Annotated in this window: 22 protein-coding genes and 1 tRNA gene; 12 read left to right on the top strand and 11 right to left on the bottom strand. The window is 61.4% G+C overall.

The annotated features are described in order from the left end of the window. Window positions 1-2 precede the first annotated feature (2 nt). Window positions 3-1,244 (bottom strand): SAM-dependent methyltransferase, encoded by a 1,242-nt coding sequence (locus tag QTL94_RS25245; protein WP_289803420.1) that lies wholly within the window; start codon window positions 1,242-1,244, stop codon window positions 3-5. Window positions 1,245-1,462: 218 nt separating this feature from the next. Beyond that, window positions 1,463-2,149 carry an ArsR/SmtB family transcription factor gene (locus QTL94_RS25240; RefSeq protein ID WP_289803419.1) on the bottom strand — a complete coding sequence of 229 codons (687 nt, stop codon included), beginning with the start codon at window positions 2,147-2,149 and terminating at the stop codon, window positions 1,463-1,465. Window positions 2,150-2,238: 89 nt separating this feature from the next. Here QTL94_RS25240 and QTL94_RS25235 point away from each other — a divergent pair, with 89 nt between their 5' ends. The 5 genes from QTL94_RS25235 to QTL94_RS25215 all read left to right on the top strand — a co-directional run bounded on the left by QTL94_RS25235 (window position 2,239) and on the right by QTL94_RS25215 (window position 5,420). Then, window positions 2,239-2,568, top strand: a complete 330-nt coding sequence (locus tag QTL94_RS25235) for an NIPSNAP family protein (RefSeq protein ID WP_113524270.1) — start codon at window positions 2,239-2,241, stop codon at window positions 2,566-2,568. Continuing rightward, window positions 2,565-2,915, top strand: a complete 351-nt coding sequence (locus QTL94_RS25230; protein ID WP_289803418.1) for an antibiotic biosynthesis monooxygenase family protein — start codon at window positions 2,565-2,567, stop codon at window positions 2,913-2,915. Before QTL94_RS25235 ends, QTL94_RS25230 begins: the two co-directional genes overlap by 4 nt. A 212-nt stretch (window positions 2,916-3,127) precedes the next feature. Continuing rightward, the gene (locus QTL94_RS25225; protein WP_289803417.1) at window positions 3,128-3,523 is read left to right on the top strand and encodes a YybH family protein; all 396 of its coding nucleotides are present in this window, start codon (window positions 3,128-3,130) and stop codon (window positions 3,521-3,523) included. A gap of 175 nt (window positions 3,524-3,698) precedes the next feature. Further along, window positions 3,699-4,829, top strand: coding sequence for a site-specific DNA-methyltransferase (locus QTL94_RS25220; protein ID WP_113524267.1), 1,131 nt, complete (start codon window positions 3,699-3,701; stop codon window positions 4,827-4,829). 177 nt (window positions 4,830-5,006) lie between these two features. Continuing rightward, window positions 5,007-5,420: a DUF6790 family protein gene (locus QTL94_RS25215; protein ID WP_289803416.1), complete on the top strand. Its 414-nt coding sequence runs from the start codon at window positions 5,007-5,009 to the stop codon at window positions 5,418-5,420. Between the two features lie 373 nt (window positions 5,421-5,793). Here the strand turns inward: QTL94_RS25215 and QTL94_RS25210 are convergent, their stop codons facing one another. The 3 genes from QTL94_RS25210 to mutY are packed head-to-tail and all read right to left on the bottom strand — an operon-like array spanning window position 5,794 to window position 7,865. After that, the gene (locus tag QTL94_RS25210; protein ID WP_289803415.1) at window positions 5,794-6,159 is read right to left on the bottom strand and encodes a nuclear transport factor 2 family protein; all 366 of its coding nucleotides are present in this window, start codon (window positions 6,157-6,159) and stop codon (window positions 5,794-5,796) included. Window positions 6,160-6,161: 2 nt separating this feature from the next. Then, window positions 6,162-6,770 carry an HAD family hydrolase gene (locus tag QTL94_RS25205; protein ID WP_289803414.1) on the bottom strand — a complete coding sequence of 203 codons (609 nt, stop codon included), beginning with the start codon at window positions 6,768-6,770 and terminating at the stop codon, window positions 6,162-6,164. Window positions 6,771-6,773: 3 nt separating this feature from the next. Continuing rightward, entirely contained in the window at window positions 6,774-7,865 is a 1,092-nt protein-coding gene (mutY, locus tag QTL94_RS25200) for an A/G-specific adenine glycosylase (protein WP_289803561.1), read from the bottom strand. Between the two features lie 97 nt (window positions 7,866-7,962). Here mutY and QTL94_RS25195 point away from each other — a divergent pair, with 97 nt between their 5' ends. The 4 genes from QTL94_RS25195 to ppdK all read left to right on the top strand — a co-directional run bounded on the left by QTL94_RS25195 (window position 7,963) and on the right by ppdK (window position 15,924). Further along, window positions 7,963-8,451, top strand: coding sequence for a DUF721 domain-containing protein (locus QTL94_RS25195; protein WP_289803413.1), 489 nt, complete (start codon window positions 7,963-7,965; stop codon window positions 8,449-8,451). Window positions 8,452-8,613: 162 nt separating this feature from the next. Next, window positions 8,614-9,306 carry a DsbA family protein gene (locus tag QTL94_RS25190; RefSeq protein WP_065689771.1) on the top strand — a complete coding sequence of 231 codons (693 nt, stop codon included), beginning with the start codon at window positions 8,614-8,616 and terminating at the stop codon, window positions 9,304-9,306. Between the two features lie 78 nt (window positions 9,307-9,384). Further along, complete coding sequence (locus QTL94_RS25185; RefSeq protein ID WP_289803412.1) at window positions 9,385-12,846, top strand: chromosome segregation SMC family protein; 3,462 nt, start codon at window positions 9,385-9,387, stop codon at window positions 12,844-12,846. 411 nt (window positions 12,847-13,257) lie between these two features. Continuing rightward, the gene (ppdK, locus tag QTL94_RS25180) at window positions 13,258-15,924 is read left to right on the top strand and encodes a pyruvate, phosphate dikinase (protein ID WP_289803411.1); all 2,667 of its coding nucleotides are present in this window, start codon (window positions 13,258-13,260) and stop codon (window positions 15,922-15,924) included. On the opposite strand, the gene QTL94_RS25175 is transcribed toward ppdK, so the two are convergent. Continuing rightward, entirely contained in the window at window positions 15,918-16,199 is a 282-nt protein-coding gene (locus tag QTL94_RS25175) for a hypothetical protein (RefSeq protein ID WP_065689773.1), read from the bottom strand. The genes ppdK and QTL94_RS25175 overlap by 7 nt on opposite strands. A 192-nt stretch (window positions 16,200-16,391) precedes the next feature. On the opposite strand from QTL94_RS25175, the gene QTL94_RS25170 reads away from it, so the two are divergent. After that, complete coding sequence (locus QTL94_RS25170; RefSeq protein ID WP_289803560.1) at window positions 16,392-16,637, top strand: hypothetical protein; 246 nt, start codon at window positions 16,392-16,394, stop codon at window positions 16,635-16,637. Window position 16,638: 1 nt separating this feature from the next. Here QTL94_RS25170 and QTL94_RS25165 read toward each other — a convergent pair whose 3' ends face one another. After that, on the bottom strand, window positions 16,639-17,025 hold the full coding sequence (locus tag QTL94_RS25165; protein WP_065689775.1) for a hypothetical protein: 387 nt from the start codon (window positions 17,023-17,025) through the stop codon (window positions 16,639-16,641). A gap of 220 nt (window positions 17,026-17,245) precedes the next feature. On the opposite strand from QTL94_RS25165, the gene QTL94_RS25160 reads away from it, so the two are divergent. Further along, entirely contained in the window at window positions 17,246-18,151 is a 906-nt protein-coding gene (locus QTL94_RS25160) for a DUF1499 domain-containing protein (protein ID WP_289803410.1), read from the top strand. 15 nt (window positions 18,152-18,166) lie between these two features. On the opposite strand, the gene QTL94_RS25155 is transcribed toward QTL94_RS25160, so the two are convergent. Genes QTL94_RS25155 through QTL94_RS25145 form a run of 3 tightly spaced genes read right to left on the bottom strand, consistent with a single transcriptional unit; the run spans window position 18,167 to window position 19,866 of the window. Beyond that, on the bottom strand, window positions 18,167-18,616 hold the full coding sequence (locus QTL94_RS25155; protein ID WP_289803409.1) for a thiol-disulfide oxidoreductase DCC family protein: 450 nt from the start codon (window positions 18,614-18,616) through the stop codon (window positions 18,167-18,169). Window positions 18,617-18,619: 3 nt separating this feature from the next. Next, the gene (locus QTL94_RS25150) at window positions 18,620-19,537 is read right to left on the bottom strand and encodes an MBL fold metallo-hydrolase (RefSeq protein ID WP_289803408.1); all 918 of its coding nucleotides are present in this window, start codon (window positions 19,535-19,537) and stop codon (window positions 18,620-18,622) included. 32 nt (window positions 19,538-19,569) lie between these two features. Continuing rightward, window positions 19,570-19,866: a cupin domain-containing protein gene (locus QTL94_RS25145; RefSeq protein ID WP_289803407.1), complete on the bottom strand. Its 297-nt coding sequence runs from the start codon at window positions 19,864-19,866 to the stop codon at window positions 19,570-19,572. A 159-nt stretch (window positions 19,867-20,025) separates the two neighbouring features. Between QTL94_RS25145 and QTL94_RS25140 the strand changes: the two genes are divergently transcribed. Beyond that, window positions 20,026-20,100, top strand: a tRNA-Gln gene (locus tag QTL94_RS25140). Between the two features lie 81 nt (window positions 20,101-20,181). On the opposite strand, the gene QTL94_RS25135 is transcribed toward QTL94_RS25140, so the two are convergent. Then, window positions 20,182-21,522 carry a glycosyltransferase gene (locus tag QTL94_RS25135; protein ID WP_289803406.1) on the bottom strand — a complete coding sequence of 447 codons (1,341 nt, stop codon included), beginning with the start codon at window positions 21,520-21,522 and terminating at the stop codon, window positions 20,182-20,184. Window positions 21,523-21,610: the final 88 nt, after the last annotated feature.

Raw genomic sequence — 21,610 nt, 5'->3', positions numbered from 1 at the left:
CCTCACACAGGCAAACTGAGCTTTTTCTCTGCTTCCAGATAGAGGCGCTGTTTGTCGGTGACGTAGTCCCGGACAATAGGGGCTGCGTCGCGTGCGCGTGACAGCTGCATGTGGAAGACCAACTGGCTGCCCGTTCTGAACATCATCTCGGCGCTGATCAGATAGAATTCCCACATGCGCGCGAAGCGTTCGTCATAGAGCGCGATGACCTTGTCGCGGTTCTTCTCGAAACGTTCGCCCCAGTGAGCAAGCGTCGTCGCATAGTGAACACGCAGGAATTCGAGATCCGTAACCCAGAGGCTGTTCTGCTCGACGACGGAAAAGACCTCGGAGAGGGCAGGTGAATAGGCGCCGGGGAAAATATACTTCCGCAGCCACGCGCTCGCCATCCCTGGCGGGCTCATGTGTCCGATCGAATGCAGCACCGCGAGGCCGTCATCCGGCATCAGAGCGTTCAGCTTCTTGAAGAATTCATCGTAATGCTGGACGCCGACATGTTCGAACATGCCGACGGAAACGATCCGATCGAACGGCCCTTGTACGTCGCGGTAGTCCTTGAGTTCGAACCGCACGCGGTCGGCAAGTCCAGCCTCCTGCGCGCGCTGCGAGGCCAGCGCCTGTTGCTCCTTGGAGAGCGTCACGCCGACAACCTCCACATCTTCCATCGCGGCAAGATAGAGGGCAAGGTCGCCCCAGCCGCAACCGATATCCAGGACCTTCATTCCCGGCTTGAGCCCAAGCTTGCTGGCGAGAAGCCGCAGCTTGTTGCGCTGTGCCTGTTCCAGCGTCTCGCCGGGCTCCCTGAAATAGGCGCAGGAGTAGAGCATGTTCTGATCGAGAAACAGTTTGTAGAACTCGTTGCCGAGATCGTAGTGGTGGGCGACATTCTGCTGTGCCTCACCCTTGCGGTTCGATTGCTGGCGCTTGCGGAAGCGCATCTTGATCGCGCGCAGCACCTTCTGGATCGGGTAGGAACCGAGCGACAGGCGATTGATCGAAAAGAGCGTCAGGAAGTCGCGAAGCGTCGAGCCCTCCTCGAAGCGCATCGTCCCGTCCATATACGCTTCGCCCGCAGCAAGCTCGGCATTGAATACCAGTGTCCGGTAAAGCTTCTTGTCGGTCAGGCGCATCGTGACATGCGGCCCCGGCGACCCTTCGAATACATGGCGTTTTCCGTCGGCATCGATGACGGTCAGGCGGCCTTTGCGTATGAACGACTTCATCATGTGGGACAGTGGAAACATCAACACCCCTATTGCTCATGCCGAATCCGACGCGCTCATACTCAGCCCATCGATCGGAATTTGCAATGTGTGCTGGAACGCGTCCGGTTTGCCCGCTGAGCGGGTGCTGCCGATCGTGGATTCCCGGTAAGCGCGGCAAGTCTGGCGACGGCCAGGGGAAGAGGTCTGCCTCGTTTTTGCGTCATTGATCCGGCGTCGTCCGCGCCGGGGAAGGAGGTTCAGGCCTCGACCGGAAAGAGCGACAGGAACTGTCGCTCTCCCTCCGGCGAAAAGATCACCGAGCGGCTGCCTGCCGTTCGCCGCGCCCATCCCTTCTCGAAGAAGTTCGCAAGCAACGCCTTGCCGAGGCTGCCCGCCAGATGCGCTCGCCGCTCGCTCCAGTCGAGGCAGGAGCGGCACAACGGCCTCCGTGACGACTTGAGATCGTGCACATCGATGCCGATGCATTTCAACGTGCTTTCACCGGCGTCGGTCAGCGCCAGGCCATCGCCAACGGCGTCGATCGCTCCCCTGGCCACGAGGCTGTCTAGCATCCTCACACCATAGTCGCCCGCAAGGTGATCGTAGCAGATCCGAGCCTTGCGAAGCGCCGGTTCCTTCGGGCCGGGCCTGTGCCGCAACTGCCCGCGCCCCGCGGCAAACCCCATGATGCTCTCGAGCAGCTTGCCGACGCTCTCATCCGCAAGCGTGAAATAGCGGTGTCGTCCCTGCTTGCGCTGCGCCAGCAGGTGGCCGGCTTCGAGTTTCGCCAGATGCGTGCTCGCCGTCTGCACGGTGATGCCGCCAACGGCCGCAAGTTCCGTTGCCGTCAGCGCCTTGCCGCCCATCAGCGCGGTCAGCATGTTCGCGCGAGCGGGATCGCCGATGAGCGCACCGATCTGCGCAATGTCGGGGCCTTCCTTCATACTTCGCCCTTCCTCCATACTTCGATCGTAACCGAAGCATCGCTGCCGGGCAACATGCGAAAAAGGTCTCACAGCACAAGGAGACGACCATGATTACCTGCTTCATCCGCTATGAGATCGATCCGTTCAAGAAGGATCGCTTCGAGGAATATTCGCGCAATTGGGGGGAGGCGATACCGCGCAACGGCGCCGATCTGATCGGCTACTTCGCCCCGCACGAAGGCTCGGCAACGACCGCCTACGGGGTCTACAACATCGAAAGCCTCGCTGCCTACGAGGCCTACCGCGCAAGGCTCGCCGCCGATCCGTTGGGCCGGGAGAACTACGAACTCGCCAGGCGCGAGCGTTTCATCCTCAAGGAAGACCGTATCTTCCTGAAGAACGTGTCCCTCCCTCACGCAAAGCTGGTGCTGCCATGATCGCGGTCATCTTCGAGGTTCTGCCCTATCTGGGAGAACGCCACACCTATCTCGATCTCGCCGGTGAACTGCGGGCGGAACTGGAAAAGATCGATGGCTTCATCTCCATCGAGCGCTTCGAGAGCCTCACCGTCCGCGGCAAGCTGTTGTCGCTGTCCTTCTGGCGCGACGAGGACGCCGTGAAGGAGTGGCGCAATCTGGAGGCCCACCGCGCCGCCCAGTCCGCCGGCCGCAACGGCATCTTCGCGGACTATCGCTTGCGGATCGGCCATATCGTTCGCGACTATGGCATGAAGGAGAGAGAGCAGGCGCCCGATGACAGCCGGCTGGTGCATGATCCGGTGTAGCGCGTCGACGGTGGCCTTTCCGGTGGACAAGTTGCACCTGCGATTTATAACGGCTTCTATGGAAAGCCTGTCCGCATTCGCTTCGCTGATTATTATCGCCGTCCAATCGACGGTGGGTTAGCGCGCGTCCGGATTTCCGAACTGCAACCCGCCCATGGAGGCGGGTTTTTCATGTCTGTCTCCTGGGATCACTACCGACAAAGGAGACACCCATGTCATCACATCCGCTCAAGGCGCTGATCGAGGCGGCCGACCGTGCCATCGGCGCGGAGGATTTCGACGCACTCATGGAATTCTATGCCGAGGATGCCACGCTCGTCGTCAAGCCGGGCCTGATCGCATCCGGCAAGGAGCAAATCCGCCGCGCCTTCGTCGCCATTGCCGACTACTTCGATCACAGCATCGTTGTCACGCAGGGCGATATGCAGGTCATCGAGGGCGCCGACACCGCGCTGGTCATCATGGAAACGGTGCTCCAGACCAGCGGCAAGGGGGGTTCGCCGTCGTCAGTGACGCGCCGCGCGACCTACGTCTTCAGGCGAGACGCCGACGGAAAGTGGCTCTGCGTGATTGATAATTCCTACGGCACCGACCTGCTGAATTCCTGAACGAGTGCGCCATGAACGGCAACCCCTGCGGTCGTCGTTCATGGCGATGCGAGCCATTTCAAATAGACAAACAGCATTTTTTTCCCGAAATCGATCAGCAATTCAGGCTTTGGTAACCAAGATGGGTAACCATAACAGACAGTAAAAAGCGTAATGTGTATGAGCGAGTTTCAAGATGGCGTCAGTATTTCCGCTTGCCGATCTCAAGGCCTCCGCAAAGCCGGGTTCCTGGATCGACACGATCATCAAGGGCGATTGCGTTGCTGCCCTTGAAGCCCTGCCAAACCACTCCGTAGACGTTATTTTCGCTGATCCGCCGTACAACCTGCAGCTCGGCGGCAACCTGCATCGTCCCGATCAGTCGCTTGTCGACGCCGTCGATGACGAATGGGATCAGTTCGCATCCTTCGAAGCATACGACGCCTTTACCCGCGCCTGGCTGCTCGCCTGCCGTCGCGTCCTGAAGCCGACAGGCACGCTCTGGGTGATCGGCTCCTATCACAACATCTTCCGCGTCGGCGCCACGCTGCAGGACCTGAACTTCTGGATCCTCAACGACATCGTCTGGCGCAAGACCAATCCGATGCCGAACTTCAAGGGCCGTCGCTTCCAGAACGCGCATGAGACGATGATCTGGGCGAGCCCGAACGCCAAGGCCAAGGGCTACACCTTCAACTACGACGCCATGAAGGCGGCAAACGACGACGTACAGATGCGCTCCGACTGGCTGTTCCCGATCTGCAGCGGCGGCGAACGCCTGAAGGGCGACGACGGCAAGAAGGTGCATCCGACGCAGAAGCCGGAAGCGCTGCTTGCCCGCGTGATCATGGCCTCCTCGAAGCCCGGCGACATCATCCTCGATCCGTTCTTCGGGTCGGGCACGACGGGCGCCGTCGCCAAGCGTCTTGGCCGCCACTTCGTCGGCATCGAGCGCGAGCAGGATTACATCGACGCGGCAGCCGCTCGTATCGAAGCGGTCGAGCCGCTCGGCAAGGCTGAACTCACCGTTATGACCGGCAAGAAGCAGGAAGTCCGTGTGGCTTTCAATGTGCTGGTCGAAAGCGGCCTGATCAAGCCCGGCCAGGTGCTGACCGATGCGCGCCGTCGTTACAGCGCGATTGTTCGTGCCGACGGCACGGTCGCCTCCGGCGGCGAGGCCGGCTCCATTCATCGCCTTGGGGCAAAGGTCCAGGGCCTTGATGCATGCAACGGATGGACATTCTGGCACTTCGATGATGGGCAATCCCTGCGCCCGATCGATGAGTTGCGGTCCGTTATCCGCAGTGATCTGGCAAAGGCAGAATGAGCCGAGCTCAAACCAGATCGAGTTTGCCTTCTTCCGGTTTTTGTACCTCCAGTTGCGGAAGAAGGTAGAAAACGCCCGGGATCAGCCCCGGGCGTTTTCATTTTTGGCCCTTGCGAAATCGACGTTCCCTGCCATGAAGTAGCAGCTGCTGCTTGAAACCGGGCGAGGGGGACCGCCATGTATCTCGCAATCCTTCTGCTTTTGATGCTTGTTCTACCGGTCGTATCGATAGTTGCGGAAGCCACGATGGCGAACGCCGATCTCGTTTTCCTGATCGGCAAATGGTTTGTCTTCTGGGCTGTCGGTCTACGCCTGCTGCTGGCAGGCGTCAGGCAGGTTACCAAGCCGTCCTTTACCGCCGCGACCATCTTCGGCGTCACCGACACCAAGGCCTTCCCACTCGTGCAGGAAATCGGATTCGGAAACCTGTCGATCGGCCTCCTTGCGATGGCAAGCATGCTTGTCAGGGAATGGATCACCCCTGCGGCCCTGGTGGGCTGCCTCTTTTTCGGCTTGGCCGGCGTGAAGCACCTGCTCAATCCTGAGCGCAGCCGAACGGAGAGCATTCCCGAACGGAGAGCATTCCGATGATCTCGGACCTCTGGATCGCAGCGGTGCTTGCCGTCTACCTCTTCGCCACCGCTGCGGGTTTGCAGAGGCCGTTAGTATAAAGAGACGCTCCTTGAGCGCCTCTTTGTCAGCTTCATGTCTGGACACCGGTGCCGTAGCGCCGCCGCTTCCGCTGTTAATGCCAGAAAAACAGGATCAGCAGGATCAGCGGAATCGGAACGCCTATAAGCCAAAGCAAGATACCTCTACCCATCGTAACCTCCCGTCAGCCAGGCTGACTTGTCTGTTGTTGATACGGGCCGTCATTTGCGCCGCTGCTATCAAAACAGCCGAGAATACTGATTGTTCCTGATGCGATGAGAGATTTGCGGGCTCTCATCGCCGGAGTTGGGTCCTAAAAGGTTTGGTAATCCGTCACTTCGACGTTGGCGATACGGCCGTCCTCGTTGAAGGTGATCGTCTCCTCACCCTCGCGGACCAGCGGCTTGCCGGTCTTGCTGTGTGTGGCGCGGACCGACCAGACGGCGCGCCCGGCGCTGGGGCTCACGCGCTCGACCAGCGTGTTGAATGCCGTCTGGTCGGGGTAGTCATCAAAGTATTTGCGGAAAGCGACCATGATCTCGTCGCGGCCGGAAAGGCTGCCGACACCGTTGGACGTGTAGGTCGCATTTTCCGCGAAGTAGTCCTCGATCATCGCGTAATCGAGCCTGTTGATGGCATCGTGAAACAGCGTGACTTCCTTGATTGGATCGAAAGCCATCCTCAAACCCTCACGCCGCGGGCGATGAGATCGGCGCGCAGCTGGTCGGCGCCCGTAAACAGCACGGCATCCCAACCGGCCGCCTTCGCACCCTCGACGTTGGGCAGGGAGTCGTCGATGAAGATCGTCGCTGCGGGGGTGAGCCCGAAGCTGTTTGCGTGGGTTTCATAGATGGCGATGTCAGGCTTTATGAGACCAACGTCGCCAGACACGGTGACGCCACGCGGCTTCGTCAGGAAGGGGAAGCGGACCTGCGCCTCGCGGAATGTGTCGGAGGCAAAGTTGGTCAGCATCGTCACGTCCTGACCGTCGGCAATCAGACCTTCCATGATCGCGACGCTGTCGTCGTAGGAATGCGACACCATCTCGTGCCAGTGCTTGCGGAATGCCCGGATATGCTCCTCGCGGGTGGGATGTGCCTCGATCAGCAGTGCTTCCGCATCCGCCCAGGTCCGCCCGCGGTCCTGCTCCACATTCCAGTCGTGCGTGCAGACATTGTCGAAGAACCACTTGCGCTCGGCCTCATCTGGAATGAGACGGCTGAACGGAATATTCGGATCGTAATGAATAAGGACTTTTCCGATATCGAAAACGATATGATCAATAGACATCTATCATTCCTTGGAGAGTGTGAACGCGAGGGGAATAGCCGTTGTGATCGCTTTTTTCATGACCGTCGGCAGCGCTTGCGATTCAAGATTTGTAACCGGTTCCCACCAACCGTTATCCGTTTGAATCTGTGCAGGGATTGCGACGCGGTAGATTGAAAGCCGTAATTCGAAATGGGTGAACACGTGGGTGACCGTCCCGCATGCCTCCCAGGCAGCCGGGAAGGGGGCGGCATCCGCCGAAGTCTCGCCGTCCTGTCGCGCGGTCCAGCCCGTTGTCGGTATCTCGGTCATCCCGCCCAGGAGGCCGCTTTCGATCCGCCGCCGCAACAGGATCTCGCCGTCCGCCGTGACCGCTGCGAACGCTGCGCCGTATCGAACCGGCTTGTCCTTCTTGGCCGCCTTGACGGGAAAATGCTCCGGATCATGCAGCCGCAGCGCCTCGCATGATCCGTTGAACGGACAGAGCGCGCAGGCCGGACGCTTGGGCGTACAGATGGTCGCGCCGAGGTCCATCATCGCCTGCGCGAAATCACCCGGGCGATCAGACGGCGTCAACAGCGCCACCTTCTGCTTCATCAGCGGTTTGGACGCCGGCAGCGGTGTCGCGATAGCGTAGAGGCGGGAAATGACGCGCTCGACGTTTCCGTCCATGACGGCGGCGCGGCGATTGAAGGCAATGGCGGCAACGGCAGCTGCTGTATAATCGCCAATTCCAGGAAGCGATTTCAACCCATCCTCCGTGTCGGGAAAGATGCCATCATGGTCTCTTGCCACGGCTTCGGCACATTTCTTCAGGTTGCGGGCGCGGGCGTAGTATCCGAGCCCGGCCCAGGCAGCCATCACGTCTTCGCTCGGCGCTTCGGCAAGGTCGTGCACCGTCGGCCAGCGCGCCAGGAAGTTGGCGAAATACGGCTTGACCGCTGGCACCGTCGTCTGCTGCAGCATCACTTCGGATAGCCACACGCGATAGGGATCGGCCTTGATGCCGCGCGCCGCCATCGGCGGCGAGACGCGCCACGGCAGGTCGCGGTGGTGGCGGTCATACCAGTCTAGAAGGGGCTTTGCGGCAGGCGCGTCTAGGGTCGTTGAGGTCATCATTTGCCGTGCTGTGGGGAAGTGCCCTATACTTGGCGAAGCAATGCCGCCCGATCAAGGCAGCGGCGCTAAACAGCGGCGGCATATGAAGGTTTCGATGAGTTATCCACGCAAAGGTGAAAAACAGATCTCCGAACTGGCCAACGGCCTGATCGACCCCGTGCTCGCCAAGCGCGCCGGCATCAACACCGCGCTGCTTGGCTCATGGGACGAGATCGCCGGCGAGGATTTCGCAGATTGCACCCGGCCGGAGAAAATCGCCTGGGCGAGAGGCAGTGACGACGGCAGCTTTCGTCCCGGCGTTCTGACAATCGCCTGCGAAGGCGCCCGCGCGCTTTTCCTCACTCATGCCCAGGGTGAGCTCATCCAGCGCATCAACAGCTTCTTCGGCTTTTCCGCCGTGCATCAGATCCGCATCGTCCAGAAACCGGTCTCGCAGGCGACGAAGCGCTTTCGCCCGCCGCCGCCGCTGAAAGGCGAGGCGGCGAGACGGCTTGAGGACATGATGGAGGGGATTGAAGGCGACAAGCTGCGCGAAGCGGTAAAGCGTCTCGGCACAGCAGTGCTCGGAAAAAAGGGACGTTAGTGCACGGGAAGTATTGCAGTTCGTCAATTCTGTCCGAGATTTAATCCAGTCGTCCCATCAAGGTCACAATTCTTTGAAGAAAGTTGGTGAAGCGAGCCTTGTTCGCGGCTTCGCGCCGTTATATCGCACTGACAGCCGCCACTCTCATCTATGGGGAACTTGATGCCAATGTCCGAAATGCAACTGACGAAACGCCAGCTTCTGGGCGGCGTGGCTGCCGCGACGGCGAGCCTGGCGGTGTTCAGCACCGCGCATGCTGCTGCCGAAGTGCCGCAGCCCGATGGCGACGTTGATATGGCTGCCGTGCTGAAGCCGGGCGGTCTGCCGGAAATGGCGCTGGGCAAAGAAGACGCCAAGGTGACCATCGTCGAATACATGTCGATGACCTGCCCGCACTGCGCGCATTTCCACACGACGACCTTCGACGAAATCAAGAAGAAGTACGTCGACACCGGCAAGGTGCGCTTCATCATTCGCGAATTCCCTTTCGACCCGCGCGCCGCCGCTGCTTTCATGCTTGCGCGCTGCAACCCGTCGAAGCCGGAAGATCTGAGCACCGCCGAGCAGTATTTTCCAATGGTCGCCATGCTGTTCAAGCAGCAGCAGACCTGGGCTGCCGCCGACGATGGCCGTGGCGCACTCCTCCAGATGTCGAAACTCGCTGGATTTACTGAGGATAGCTTCACGAAGTGCTTGACGAACCAGAAGCTGCTGGATGAAGTGAACGCGACGCGGGAACGGGGTTCCAAGGAATTCGGCGTCAACGCCACGCCGACCTTCCTCATCAACGGGAAGCGCTACTCTGGAGACATGACGGTTGACACCATGTCGGCCCTTATCGACAGCCTGCTCTGAGCTGAGCCGTTTCCAATGGACGGGCGACGGCGGAAGCCGTGCGCCCGTTTTTTGTTGCGCCCTCCATGAGGCGACCGCATGAAGTTCAACAAGCTTCGCGTCGTCGGCTTCAAGTCCTTCGTCGAGCCCACCGAATTCATCATCGAGCGCGGACTGACCGGCGTCGTCGGCCCGAACGGCTGTGGCAAGTCGAACCTTGTCGAAGCGCTCCGCTGGGTCATGGGCGAAAACTCTTACAAGAACATGCGCGCGTCCGGCATGGACGACGTCATCTTCTCGGGGTCCGGTAATCGCCCGGCCCGCAACACGGCCGAAGTCGCCCTCTATCTCGACAATGCCGAGCGTACCGCGCCGGCCGCCTTCAACGATAGCGACGAGATCCAGGTCACCCGCCGCATCGAGCGCGAGCAGGGCTCGATCTATCGCATCAACGGCAAGGAAAGCCGCGCCAAGGATGTGCAGCTGCTGTTTGCCGATGCATCCACCGGTGCCCGCTCGCCGTCCATGGTGGGGCAGGGCCGCATCGGCGAGCTGATCTCCGCCAAACCGCAGGCCCGCCGCCAGCTGCTCGAAGAGGCAGCCGGCATCTCCGGCCTGCATTCGCGCCGCCATGAGGCTGAGTTGCGGCTCCGCGCCGCCGAGACCAACCTCGAGCGCCTCGATGACGTGACCTCGCAGCTCGAAAGCCAGATCGAAAGCCTGAAGCGCCAGGCGCGTCAGGCCAACCGTTTCAAGACGCTGTCCGCCGATATTCGCGCGCGCGAAGCGATGCTCCTGCATATCCGCTGGGTACAGGCCAAGGAGGCCGAGGCCGAGGCCGACAGCGCGCTCAACCAAGCCACCTCGATCGTTGCCGAAAAGGCGCAGATCCAGATGGAAGCGGCAAAGACACAAGGGATCGCCAGCCTCAAGCTTCCGGAATTGCGCGAGGACGAGGCACGGGCCGCGGCGGCGTTGCAGCGCCTGCAGATCGCCAAGACGCAGCTGGAAGAAGACGCGAACCGCATCCTGCGCCGCCGCGATGAGCTGACGCGCCGGCTTGCCCAGCTTGGCGAGGACATCCGCCGCGAGGAACGGCTCGTGGCCGACAATGCGGCGATCCTGGCGAAGCTCGACGCCGAAGAGGCCGAAATCACCGAGATTCTGGCTGACTCTGGCCGCTATGCCGAAGAAACGCGCGAGGCTTTCGAAGAGGCAGCGATCAAGCTTGCCGACAGCGAGCGCGTCTTCACGGCGCTGACCGCGGAGCGCGCAGAAGCTGCCGCCGGGCGCAACCAGCTCGAACGCGCCATCCGAGACCTCGCGGACCGCAAGATGCGTCTCGAGCGCCAGATGGATGAAGCGGGCCGGGAGCTGTCCGCTGTCGCGGAAAAGATCGCTACCCTGCCGGATCCGGATGAAAAGCGCGCGATCGTCGAGGCCGGCGAGGGCGCCCTTGCTGAGGCGGAAGCCGGTATCCAGGCGGTTGAACAGGCGCTCGCGTCGGCCCGCCAGACGGAATTACTGTCGCGCCCGCCGGTCGATCAGGCGCGGTCTAAATTGAACGCCGTCGAGACCGAAGCCCGCACGATTTCGCGGATGCTGGCGGCGGGAGCCGCTGCAGGCGAGTTCGCGCCGGTTGCCGAAGATCTGCGGGTGGATCGTGGCTTTGAAACGGCGCTCGGCGCCGCGCTGGGCGATGATCTGGAATCGCCGCTCGATCCGAAGGCGCCTGCGCATTGGTCTGGGAACGGCGATGGCTCGGCTGATCCTGTATTGCCGGACGGGGCTACGCCGCTCCTCAACCACGTTCGCGCCCCTGCGGCCCTGACCCGCCGCTTGAAGCAGATCGGCCTGATTGCCGATGCGGATGGCCCGAAGCTGATGCCTGCCCTCAAGCCCGGCCAGCGGTTGGTGACGAAAGAGGGTGCTGTCTATCGCTGGGACGGTCACGTCACCGGCGCGGATGCGCCGAATGCCGCCGCCTTGCGGCTTGCGCAGAAGAACCGTCTGGCCGAGCTGGAAAGCGAAGCAGCGCTTGCCCGCGATGTGCTCGTCGAAGCAGAGGAGCAGCTTGCCGCCGCCGCCGAGGCGATCCGTGGCGAGGAGCGTCGCCTGGCCGATGCGCGCGACGTCAGCCGCCTGTCGGCGCGACAGCTTGCGGAAGCGCGCGAGGCGCTCGCCGCCGCCGAACGCGCCTCGGGTGACCTGATCCGTCGGCGTGATGTTGTCGCCGAGGCCGTAAGCCAGCTGCAGTCCCAGCTGGAGGATATCTCCGTTCAGGAGGAAAACGCCCGCATCGAGCTGGAAGATGCGCCCGACCTGACCGGTATCGACGACCGACTGCGCTTGCAGCAGGCCGAAGTCGCGACCGATCGTGGCGCCCTTGCCGAAGCGCGCGCTCGCCACGAAAGTCTGAACCGCGAAAACGAAGCGCGCCAGCGCCGCCTCCTTGCCATCGCCCAGGAGCGCGACACCTGGCGCCAGCGCGCAGCCAGTGCCGAAGACCATATCTCGACGCTTCGCGATCGAGAGGAAGAGACACGGGAAGAAGCAGCCGAGCTGGAAATGGCGCCCGATGAGTTCGACGACAAGCGCCGCGCGCTTCTCAACGAACTGCAGAAGGCCGACGACGCCCGCCGCCGCGCAGCGGATGTGCTTGCCGAAGCCGAACTCGTGCAGCGTGATGCCGATCATAGGGCGGCGACCGCGCTGTCGGAACTCGCCGAAAGCCGCGAGCGCCGCGGCCGCGCCGAAGAGCGTCTCGTCTCCGCGCGCGAAAAGCGGCAGGAAGGCGAAGCGCGCATTCGCGAGGCGTTGAACGTCGCGCCGCACGAGGCCCTGCGCCTGGCCGGTCTGGAGGCCATGCAGGCGGTTCCCGACCCGCGCGAGGTGGAGCGCGAGCTGGAGCGCCTGAAGATGGAGCGCGAGCGTCTCGGCGCCGTCAACCTGCGCGCCGAGGAAGAGCAGAAGGAACTCAGCGAAAAGCTCGAGGCGCTGATCAAGGAACGTGACGATGTGATCGACGCAATCCGCAAGCTGCGCGGCGCCATCCAGAGCCTCAATCGCGAAGGGCGTGAGCGTCTGATCGCCGCATTCGATGTGGTGAACGGCCAGTTCCAGCGCCTTTTCACCCATCTTTTCGGCGGCGGTACGGCCGAGCTACAGCTGATCGAATCCGATGATCCGCTGGAGGCAGGCCTGGAAATCCTGGCCCGCCCGCCCGGCAAGAAGCCGCAGACGATGACGCTGCTTTCGGGCGGCGAGCAGGCGCTGACGGCCATGGCGCTGATTTTTGCGGTGTTTCTCACCAATCCGGCGCCGATCTGCGTTCTCGACGAAGTGGACGCCCCGCTCGACGACCACAACGTCGAGCGCTATTGCAACCTGATGGACGAAATGGCGGCCTCGACCGAGACGCGCTTCGTCATCATCACGCACAATCCCATCACTATGGCGCGCATGAACAGGCTGTTCGGCGTGACGATGGCGGAGCAGGGCGTATCCCAGCTCGTATCGGTCGATCTGCAGACCGCGGAGCAGCTGCGCGAGATCGCCTGAGCCTTTCGGGAGAAAACCCCAAAAAAAGTCAGATGCAGCAGGCATTCTCACCCAATAGTGTGATGTCTTCCTACCAATCTTGTATTAGAGATTACTGCATGCACCGACCAAGATACCGGCTCACAAGCCAGCACGTATCGCGGTATGAATGTGCAGCACGGGAAATGCGGCTCTCCGCGCCCCGCTGGCACATCTAGGAACCCCCCGTCCGGTTTTCCTGGCTGGACGGAAATAAGGCTTTGCGGGACTTTGTTGCAGTCCCGCAAAGCTTTATTGTTCTCTCGCTCTCTCCGACAAATCGACGCACATTTGAGCCAATTTTGTGCGCTGCAACATTTCGGCCGTATTTGTCGATTTTCATTTGAGCACCAACGGATTAAGTTGTTTTCTGATTTGGTGTTCGGGGGGAAGATGACCAAGTGGGTCTACACATTCGGCGACGGTAAGGCGGAGGGGCGTGCCGTCGATCGCGAGCGACTCGGAGGTAAGGGGGCGAACCTTGCCGAGATGTGCAGCCTTGGCCTGCCTGTTCCCCCTGGCCTGACCATCATCGCCGACGCCTGCGCTGCCTATTACAAGGACGGGCGGCGGATTGCCGAAGCGCTCAAGGAGCAGGTCCGCGTTGGCATTGCGGGCATCGAAGCCATAACAGGGCGGCGCTTCGGCGCCGGCCAGAAGCCCTTGCTGCTGTCGGTCCGTTCCGGCGCGCGGGTATCGATGCCCGGAATGATGGATACCGTTTTGAACCTCGGCCTGAACGACGATACGGTTCAGGCGCTTGGCCACGATGCTGGCGATGCGCGCTTTGCCTGGGACAGCTATCGCCGCTTCATCCAGATGTATGCCGATGTCGTCATGGGGCTGGACAACGATGTCTTTGAGGAAATCCTCGAAGATGAGAAAGCCCGTCTCGGCCATGAATTCGATACGGAATTGAGCGCCGCCGAGTGGCAGCACGTCGTCGCGCTCTACAAGGGCATCATAGAAGAGGAATTGGGCGAAGAATTTCCCCAGGATCCGGAGATCCAGCTTTGGGGCGCCGTTGGCGCCGTCTTTTCCAGCTGGATGAGCGCGCGGGCTGTAACCTATCGTCACCTGCACAATATCCCCGAGATGTGGGGAACGGCGGTCAACATCCAGGCGATGGTTTTCGGCAATCTCGGCAACGCGTCCGCGACCGGTGTCGCTTTTACCCGCAACCCGTCGACCGGCGAAAAGACACTCTATGGCGAATTCCTTGTGAACGCGCAGGGCGAGGATGTCGTTGCCGGTATCCGCACGCCACAGAGCATCACCGAAGACGGGCGCATCAGCTCTGGTTCCGACCGGCCGTCGATGGAAAAGCTGATGCCGGAGGCGTTCAAAGAATTGTCGCGCATCTGCGGCCAGCTGGAATCCCATTACCGCGACATGCAGGATATCGAGTTCACCATCGAGCGCGGAAAGCTCTGGATGCTGCAGACGCGCGCCGGCAAGCGCTCGACCCGCGCCGCGATGAAGATCGCCGTCGACATGGTGGATGAGAAGGTGATCAGCGAGGCTGAAGCCGTTCTGCGCATCGAGCCCTCGTCGCTCGACCAGTTGCTGCATCCGACGATCGATCCGCGGGTGGCGCGCGAAGTGATCGGCACGGGTTTGCCGGCCTCGCCGGGTGCGGCGACAGGCGAAATCGTGTTCACGGCAGAGGAAGCGGTGGCTGCATCGGAGGAAGGCCGCAAGGTCATCCTGCTCAGGGTCGAGACAAGCCCCGAGGATATTCATGGCATGCATGCCGCCGAAGGCATCCTCACCACCCGTGGCGGTATGACCAGTCACGCGGCCGTGGTCGCTCGCGGCATGGGGATCCCTTGTGTCGTCGGCGCCGGCACAATGCGTATCGATGCCCGCAACGAGCGCGTGATCGGCGTCGGCGTGACGCTCAAGAAAGGCGATGTCATCACCATCGACGGCTCGGCCGGGCAGGTTCTCAAGGGCGAAGTGCAGATGGTGCAGCCGGAGCTTTCCGGTGATTTCGGGCGCATCATGCGGTGGGCCGATGGGGCGCGCCGGATGACCGTGCGCACGAATGCCGATACGCCGGCGGATGCACGCGCTGCCCGCTCGTTCGGCGCCGAAGGCATTGGCCTCTGCCGCACCGAGCATATGTTCTTCGAAGGCGAGCGCATCCATGTCATGCGCGAAATGATCCTGGCCGAGGACGAGAAGGGGCGCCGCGCCGCGCTGGACCAACTGTTGCCGATCCAGCGGCTCGATTTCACCGGTCTCTTCAACGTCATGCACGGATTGCCGGTCACGATCCGCTTGCTCGATCCGCCGTTGCACGAGTTCCTGCCGAATACCGATGAGGAAATCGCCGATGTCGCCGCGGCCATGGGCATGGAGCCTGCGGCGTTACGCCAGCGTGTCGATGCCCTGCACGAATTCAATCCCATGCTGGGTCATCGAGGCTGCCGTCTTGCCATCTCCTATCCGGAGATCGTCGAGATGCAGGCGCGCGCGATCTTCGAAGCTGCTGTCGCTGCCGCCCACGAGACGGGCGCGGCCGTGGTCCCCGAAATCATGGTGCCGCTTGTCGGCCTTCGCTCCGAGCTCGACTACGTCAAGGATCGCATCGATGCGATTGCCCGGGATGTCATGACGGAAGCGGGCATGCGTATCGACTACCTGGTTGGTACGATGATCGAGCTGCCGCGCGCGGCTTTGCGCGCCCACGTCATCGCCGAAGCGGCCGAGTTCTTCTCCTTCGGAACGAACGATCTGACGCAGACGACGTTTGGCATCTCACGTGACGATGCCTCGTCATTCATCCCGACCTATCAGCGCAAGGGCATTATCGAGCACGACCCCTTCATCTCGCTGGATTTCGACGGGGTCGGCGAATTGATCCGCATCGCGGCCGAGCGTGGCAGGCGCACGCGCAACGATATGAAGCTCGGCATCTGCGGCGAACATGGCGGCGATCCGGCATCGATCCACTTCTGCGAAGAGATTGGGCTCGACTATGTGTCGTGCTCGCCGTTCCGCGTACCGATCGCGAGGCTGGCGGCCGCGCAGGCTGTGTTGCGCAACAATCAGTGATGATGGCGATAGTAGTACGGCCCGCCATAATAAGGGCCGCCGATACCGTAGGACATATCCATCATCACCATGTCGCTATTGTAGCGGGCCTGCGCGCGGCGATCGAGGTCGATCCGCTGTAGGCATGCGGCAAAGCCGTCCGTGCCGCGCTTGAAGCCGTAGCTCATGCACTGCCGTTCGTCGGCGGCGCGCCGTTCCTCTGGCGTCATCGTCTGGCAGGCAGCCAAGCCGATTGCCGTCGTGGCAAGGGCGAAAAAGAGGGTGAGCTTGCGCATTGTCATGTCTTCGAAGTTGTGAATCCGTGGAATTTAGATGAAGCCATCCGGTTGCGCTCGTCAACCGCCAAAGACGGGGCCCGTTTCGACCGCGTGGTTTCACCTAAAACGCTGCACACAAAGCTTGGTTCCTGCTTTCACCTCGGGCCGATCGCCTGTAAGAAGGCTGCTTCGCACGAGTGGAAGGCATGCATGGCATTACGTGATCGATTCTCGAAAAAGCTGACCTGCCCGCAATGCGGCAACAGCGGTTTTGCCGAAGCGTCGGAAATCGACGACCCCAAGCGCAAGCATCCGGGCTTCACCGTCGATCATCTGCCGCGCGGCCTGTTCATCCAGCGCCCGTCGAACCACCAGGAAACCTGCGTGATAAAATGCGAATGCGGGCGCAAGTTCCCGTTCCGGAGCCTGGCAGAGGCCGCGGCCGGCCGCGATTGAATCAGAACCGCTCGAGAACGGTGATGAACGCCTCGGCGAATTGAACGAGGTTTCCGCTTTCCGGCGGGGGCGCCTCGATACGGATTTCCGTTCCATTCTGATCGAGCACGGCAAGAACGATCCGCGTCCCTGCCTCGGCTGAGGGGATGCGCAGAACGGCAATTCTCTTGCAATTGTCCATCAGCCCGTCGGCCGGAAGGTCGAAGAGAAATTCGCCGCCGGCCCGGGTGGACGCAACCCGCACAGCTTCGCAGAAGTCCGCATCGCCGTTGTAGGTCTCGAGCGAAAGTTCAAGCTCGAGAAGTTCCATCGGCAAGAAAGCGTCGCCGGGATCGATAGGGCCTAGCATCGGCGCCTGCGTGTCCGCTGCGAGCTCTGGTGCAATCATTGCTCTTCTCCTGTTTGTCCTGCCAAGCGGAGGTCGCCACACTGCGACAGATAGGGAATATCAGAAAATGCTCAAGCATGCCATCGTCGTCTTCGCCGTGGATTGCGGGCGCTCTTTCGAGACAACCGTTTCAATTTAAGCGAATCTTGCACTAAACAGAGTCATGGGCGATTTGCGTGTTCATGCGGGACGCGCCGCTTGCGAGTAACCGGTAAGTTTGATGGCAATCCGTTTCGACCGCCCCGTTTCCAGTGCCGCCCGCTTTTCGCGGCGCTTCGGGGCATTTGCGCTGGTACTTTGCCTGGCAGGCCTGGTCGGCCATCGTTTTGTCGGCCTTGCGACGCCTTATCTCGTACTGGTTCTGCTTGTCTCGGCCGGTCTGGCGCTGCTGGCAACGTTCCTGGCCTTTACCGGGCTGCGAAGCCTGTGGCTGACAGGAGCCGAAGGCGGGCAGGATGCCATGAAGGCGCTGATCTTCGCGGCGCTGCCCCTGGTGCTTGGTGGGCTTGCGCTTGAACGCTATTTCGCGCTGCCGGCAATCTACGATGTCTCGACCGATCTGGTGTCCGAGCCCGAGTGGCTGAAGCCGCCCAAGGCCGATCAGATCTGGCTGCCGCGTCCCGATATCACCGCTGACGATCGCGAAAAGCAACTCGAGGCCTATCCGGAACTCACCGGACGCCGCTATGACGGCGCCATCGATCGCGTGCTCGAGGCCGTGAAAAAGGTTGCCAAGCAAAGCGGCATCAGGATCACCCACGCCGAGGGTGACAGCGAACCGTCGCGGGATCCTGAGGACAAGCCGGTCAAGCCGCAGGCGGAGGACGGCGCCGTGGCCGACGCGCCGGAGGCCGTGCCCGTGCCGACGCCACGTCCCTATGACGACGACGTTGCCCAGCTCATCCGCCGCGCCAACGGCGTGACCTTGCAGGGTGAAACACGAACCCTCGTCCTTGGCCTCCGCTTCGACGTCATCATCCGTCTGCGCGAGGAGGCAGAGACCACCTTCGTCGATGTTCGCGTTGCCTCCCGTTACGGCCCGTATGATCTCGGCTTCAGCGCAGACATTGCGGAGAACTACCTGAAGGCGCTCGATTCCGAACTGCTCGGCATCGCGGGCAGCTAGCCAAGCGGCTCAGGGCTATCCAAGGAACCGGTTCCGCTGCTCGAGCGTCGGCACGAAGCAGCTCGCGCGTCGTCCTGCAATGCGTAGCCGGTTGCGCGCCACGAATTCATAAAGGCTGTCGCGCAGCTTGCGCGGCAGGAGGCGAAAGATCCGCACAGCAGACCAGGGACTGCCGAGCCCGGCAATCATCCGGATCGATCCGTCCGACTTGAAGAACGCCTGACCGTTTTCGATCAGGATATTGGTTTCATAGTCGCGGTCATCCAGCCCGTAGTGGCGGTAAAGCGCGGCACCCAGCGGCGACTGTGCTGCCAGGAAGCGATACCGCCCGGCCTTGTCATGCTTGAGCGCGAATTGAACCCAAGCCGAGCAGAATACGCATTCCCCGTCGAAGACGATCAGTGGGTTGTCGTCCGCAAACGCCGGAACGGCGGCATCCTCGCGATAGCTGTAATCGGCAGCCATGGGTTACCTCCGGGCCATCGGTCGGTATCGACCGAGCAGGTGAGGGGGACCGTCGGTCGTGACTTCGCCGCGCTCGATCAGGTCCTCGATATGGGCAAGCACGGAGAGGGCAGCGGCACCATGCAGGCGGGGGTCGGTATCCCGGTAGATCACCTTCACCATGTCGGGAATGGAGCTATCGCCCGCGCGGATACGCCCGAGCACGGCGCGTTCGCGCATGCGCCGATGGGTCTTGAGCGCGCGCATGAATGACACCGGTTTCTTGACCGGGCCGCCATGCCCCGGAAGCAGCAGGCGATCATGCCGCTCGATAAGCTTGTCGAGGGACTTCATATAATCCGTCATCGAGCCATCCGGCGGAGCGACAATCGAGGTTGCCCAGGCCATGACGTGATCGGCGCAAAACAGGACGCCGGTTCCAGCCAGCGCGAAAGCCGTGTGGTTTGCCGTGTGCCCGGGCGTGTGAACAGCCGTCAGGTGCCAGCCATCGCCGTCGATGGTCTCGCCGTCGTCGATTGCGAGATCCGGCCGAAAATCGATGTCGGAACTTTCAGCGAAAGGATTGATCTCGCCTTCATGCAGCAGGCGTGCCGCCCGATGCGGTCCTTCCGCGACGATCCGGGCTCCGGTGGCAGCCTGGAGGCGCCTGGCCAGCGGCGAGTGGTCCCGATGCGTATGGCTGACGAGAATATGGGTGACCTCGCGCCCCTCGAGCGCCGCTAGCAACGCCTGAAAATGGTCGTCGTCCTCCGGTCCGGGATCGATCACCGCGACCGACCGGTCACCGACGATGTAGCTGTTCGTCCCGTGAAAGGTGAAGGGGCTGGGATTGTTGGCTGTGATGCGCTGGACATGCGGGGCGACGGCCACGGGCTGCCCGTAGGCGGGTTCGAAGGCAAAGTTGAATTCCGGGTTCGCCATGTCGCGTCCATGTGGCCGTGAGGTCGCAATACTTATTTGTATTCGATCTCGATGAAGGACATGGGTGCGTCGCCAGCATTGACGACATTGTGTTCCATGCCGGCATCGCGCCGGTAGGCGGCGCCTTTCGCGATGTCCACCCTGCGGCTGCCGTCCTTTTCCTCGAGCAGGAACTGACAATCCGTCATCGGCACGACGACATAGCCCATTCCATGCGAGTGGACGCCGGTATCGGCGCCCGGCTCGAAATCCCACCGCGTTATCCGCACCACCGCGTCGTCGAGCAGGATGGTCGCAAGGGCAGGCGGGCGGGCGCGGTATTGGCTCATCGTCACTCCGGGGTGTGCAGTCACTGTCCGAACACCTAACATGGCGACGAAGAAAGCGCACAGAAATATGCCGCGCTCGAAACTTAATGATTGTGACCGCAAGCGAGCTTTGCTAATCAGGCGTCGATTTGGCAAGCGGCCTTCGCTGCCAAGCTCTGTTGGGGCGTCGCCAAGCGGTAAGGCACCGGTTTTTGGTACCGGCATTCCCAGGTTCGAATCCTGGCGCCCCAGCCACCTAAATCCAGCTGCATCTTGATGGCCCAGCTTCACTCAGCCGAGACTTATCGACGGCCGTCGATAGCATCAATGTTGTTGCTATTGTTCGCCGTTGGTCGCTGGTGCGTCGTTCAAGACATATTCCATCAGCCAAGCCTGTCGTCTTTCCATCCAGATCTGCTGCGTATTGGCCTTCGCGAAGGCCACTGCCTTGCGCGTCTGTTCCATCAGCGCGGTTCTATCTGCGTCGAGTGCGACGAAGGCATCTGCGAGTTTCTCCGGTGACGGCCAGGCGGCGGTGGTTACCGCGCCGCTCATCTCCGCGAGATCTTTGAAATAGTCGAGATCGAACGCCACGATCGGCAATCCCCTCGCCATGGAATCGAAGGCCGAGCGAGGCGTATCCTCCACCAACGGGCACGCGACAGAGGCATGAAAATTCGCCAGCAGGCGAAACAGTGGCTCACCGTATTTTACGGCCGGGGTGAAGCTCACAGCCTCCGATAGTCCTGCATCGTCCACCTGCCGGCGAAGTGAAGAGAGCTCTGGACCATCCCCTATGATCGTCAACCGGATGTCTTTGCCTTTGGTACGCGCCAAACGGATGGCCTCAATGGCGAGGTTTATGCCTTTGTAAGACACCAGTCGGCCAAAGTAGGTGAGCTGCAGCGGCTGGGTCCTGTCGGAAAGCCACGACAGGCGCTGGTTCAACTCGTCTTCGGAAAAAACCTGTTCCGCAGCGTGCGCTGTATCAAGGAAATTCTTCACATGAGGCCGGCCGCCGCCAAAATCGCGCACGAGCTGGGGGCCCTTCAGGAGCACAAGTTTTGACAGTCTGACCCCCAGCCAGACCTGAAACCGCCGTAGAGGATCGTGCACCAGCCGATTGGTGAGATAGCTTTTTCGGCTCCACATCCCGAGTTGCCGGAACCGCAGGCTGTTGTGCCGGAAATCAATATCGACGACGAACAATATGGGCTTCTTGCGGAGCCACGCGATGACATTCACCAACAGTAGCATCGGTCGCCACGTGTCGTGAGACAACCCCGAATGAACGACGACCGCTTCGCCGAAGGTTCGGTTGAGAACGCCCACCAGTCGAGGCACATGCCGGAGCCAGAACTCCTTGGCGGATGCACTGGCCGGATATGTGGGCACCATCACAATTCCTTCATCGGCAGTGATGATGCCAAGCGAGGGGCTACTATCGAAATCTTCCCGGCTGAGTTCTGGTGCAACCAATACGACTTTGTCAGCATGGTTGCCGAGTTGCGACTTGAGCTCTCTAAGGTGATGGGAAAAGGCGCCTTCGATCGCAAAAGAGCTGTCGGAGAGCCGGTAGGCGGGGGCCGGAACTGCGATGACATAGGCGTTGGACGACGTGCTGCCGCCTGCCGAAGCTACTTCAATCGAAGTTTCTTTAGACGTTGGAGCGTTCATGGACCAAGCGATTTTGACTGAAATGATGCTAGCGTGCGTGATCCGAATTAGAATTGGAAGCTGTTAATAAGGAGGTCTCCTACCTCCT

The organism is Rhizobium sp. S96 (assembly GCF_030382195.1).
GTDB lineage: Bacteria > Pseudomonadota > Alphaproteobacteria > Rhizobiales > Rhizobiaceae > Rhizobium.
The sequence above is the reverse complement of the archived record's forward strand: the minus strand, read 5'-3'. Positions and strand labels throughout refer to the sequence as shown.

What these genes read in the sequence shown, in the direction of transcription:
- QTL94_RS25245 (WP_289803420.1), bottom strand. Translation starts at nt 1,244, where the DNA reads ATGTTTCCACTGTCCCACATGATGAAGTCGTTCATACGCAAAGGCCGC.
- QTL94_RS25240 (WP_289803419.1), bottom strand. Translation starts at nt 2,149, where the DNA reads ATGAAGGAAGGCCCCGACATTGCGCAGATCGGTGCGCTCATCGGCGAT.
- QTL94_RS25235 (WP_113524270.1), top strand. Translation starts at nt 2,239, where the DNA reads ATGATTACCTGCTTCATCCGCTATGAGATCGATCCGTTCAAGAAGGAT.
- QTL94_RS25230 (WP_289803418.1), top strand. Translation starts at nt 2,565, where the DNA reads ATGATCGCGGTCATCTTCGAGGTTCTGCCCTATCTGGGAGAACGCCAC.
- QTL94_RS25225 (WP_289803417.1), top strand. Translation starts at nt 3,128, where the DNA reads ATGTCATCACATCCGCTCAAGGCGCTGATCGAGGCGGCCGACCGTGCC.
- QTL94_RS25220 (WP_113524267.1), top strand. Translation starts at nt 3,699, where the DNA reads ATGGCGTCAGTATTTCCGCTTGCCGATCTCAAGGCCTCCGCAAAGCCG.
- QTL94_RS25215 (WP_289803416.1), top strand. Translation starts at nt 5,007, where the DNA reads ATGTATCTCGCAATCCTTCTGCTTTTGATGCTTGTTCTACCGGTCGTA.
- QTL94_RS25210 (WP_289803415.1), bottom strand. Translation starts at nt 6,159, where the DNA reads ATGGCTTTCGATCCAATCAAGGAAGTCACGCTGTTTCACGATGCCATC.
- QTL94_RS25205 (WP_289803414.1), bottom strand. Translation starts at nt 6,770, where the DNA reads ATGTCTATTGATCATATCGTTTTCGATATCGGAAAAGTCCTTATTCAT.
- mutY (WP_289803561.1), bottom strand. Translation starts at nt 7,865, where the DNA reads ATGACCTCAACGACCCTAGACGCGCCTGCCGCAAAGCCCCTTCTAGAC.
- QTL94_RS25195 (WP_289803413.1), top strand. Translation starts at nt 7,963, where the DNA reads ATGAGTTATCCACGCAAAGGTGAAAAACAGATCTCCGAACTGGCCAAC.
- QTL94_RS25190 (WP_065689771.1), top strand. Translation starts at nt 8,614, where the DNA reads ATGCCAATGTCCGAAATGCAACTGACGAAACGCCAGCTTCTGGGCGGC.
- QTL94_RS25185 (WP_289803412.1), top strand. Translation starts at nt 9,385, where the DNA reads ATGAAGTTCAACAAGCTTCGCGTCGTCGGCTTCAAGTCCTTCGTCGAG.
- ppdK (WP_289803411.1), top strand. Translation starts at nt 13,258, where the DNA reads ATGACCAAGTGGGTCTACACATTCGGCGACGGTAAGGCGGAGGGGCGT.
- QTL94_RS25175 (WP_065689773.1), bottom strand. Translation starts at nt 16,199, where the DNA reads ATGCGCAAGCTCACCCTCTTTTTCGCCCTTGCCACGACGGCAATCGGC.
- QTL94_RS25170 (WP_289803560.1), top strand. Translation starts at nt 16,392, where the DNA reads ATGGCATTACGTGATCGATTCTCGAAAAAGCTGACCTGCCCGCAATGC.
- QTL94_RS25165 (WP_065689775.1), bottom strand. Translation starts at nt 17,025, where the DNA reads ATGATTGCACCAGAGCTCGCAGCGGACACGCAGGCGCCGATGCTAGGC.
- QTL94_RS25160 (WP_289803410.1), top strand. Translation starts at nt 17,246, where the DNA reads ATGGCAATCCGTTTCGACCGCCCCGTTTCCAGTGCCGCCCGCTTTTCG.
- QTL94_RS25155 (WP_289803409.1), bottom strand. Translation starts at nt 18,616, where the DNA reads ATGGCTGCCGATTACAGCTATCGCGAGGATGCCGCCGTTCCGGCGTTT.
- QTL94_RS25150 (WP_289803408.1), bottom strand. Translation starts at nt 19,537, where the DNA reads ATGGCGAACCCGGAATTCAACTTTGCCTTCGAACCCGCCTACGGGCAG.
- QTL94_RS25145 (WP_289803407.1), bottom strand. Translation starts at nt 19,866, where the DNA reads ATGAGCCAATACCGCGCCCGCCCGCCTGCCCTTGCGACCATCCTGCTC.
- QTL94_RS25135 (WP_289803406.1), bottom strand. Translation starts at nt 21,522, where the DNA reads ATGAACGCTCCAACGTCTAAAGAAACTTCGATTGAAGTAGCTTCGGCA.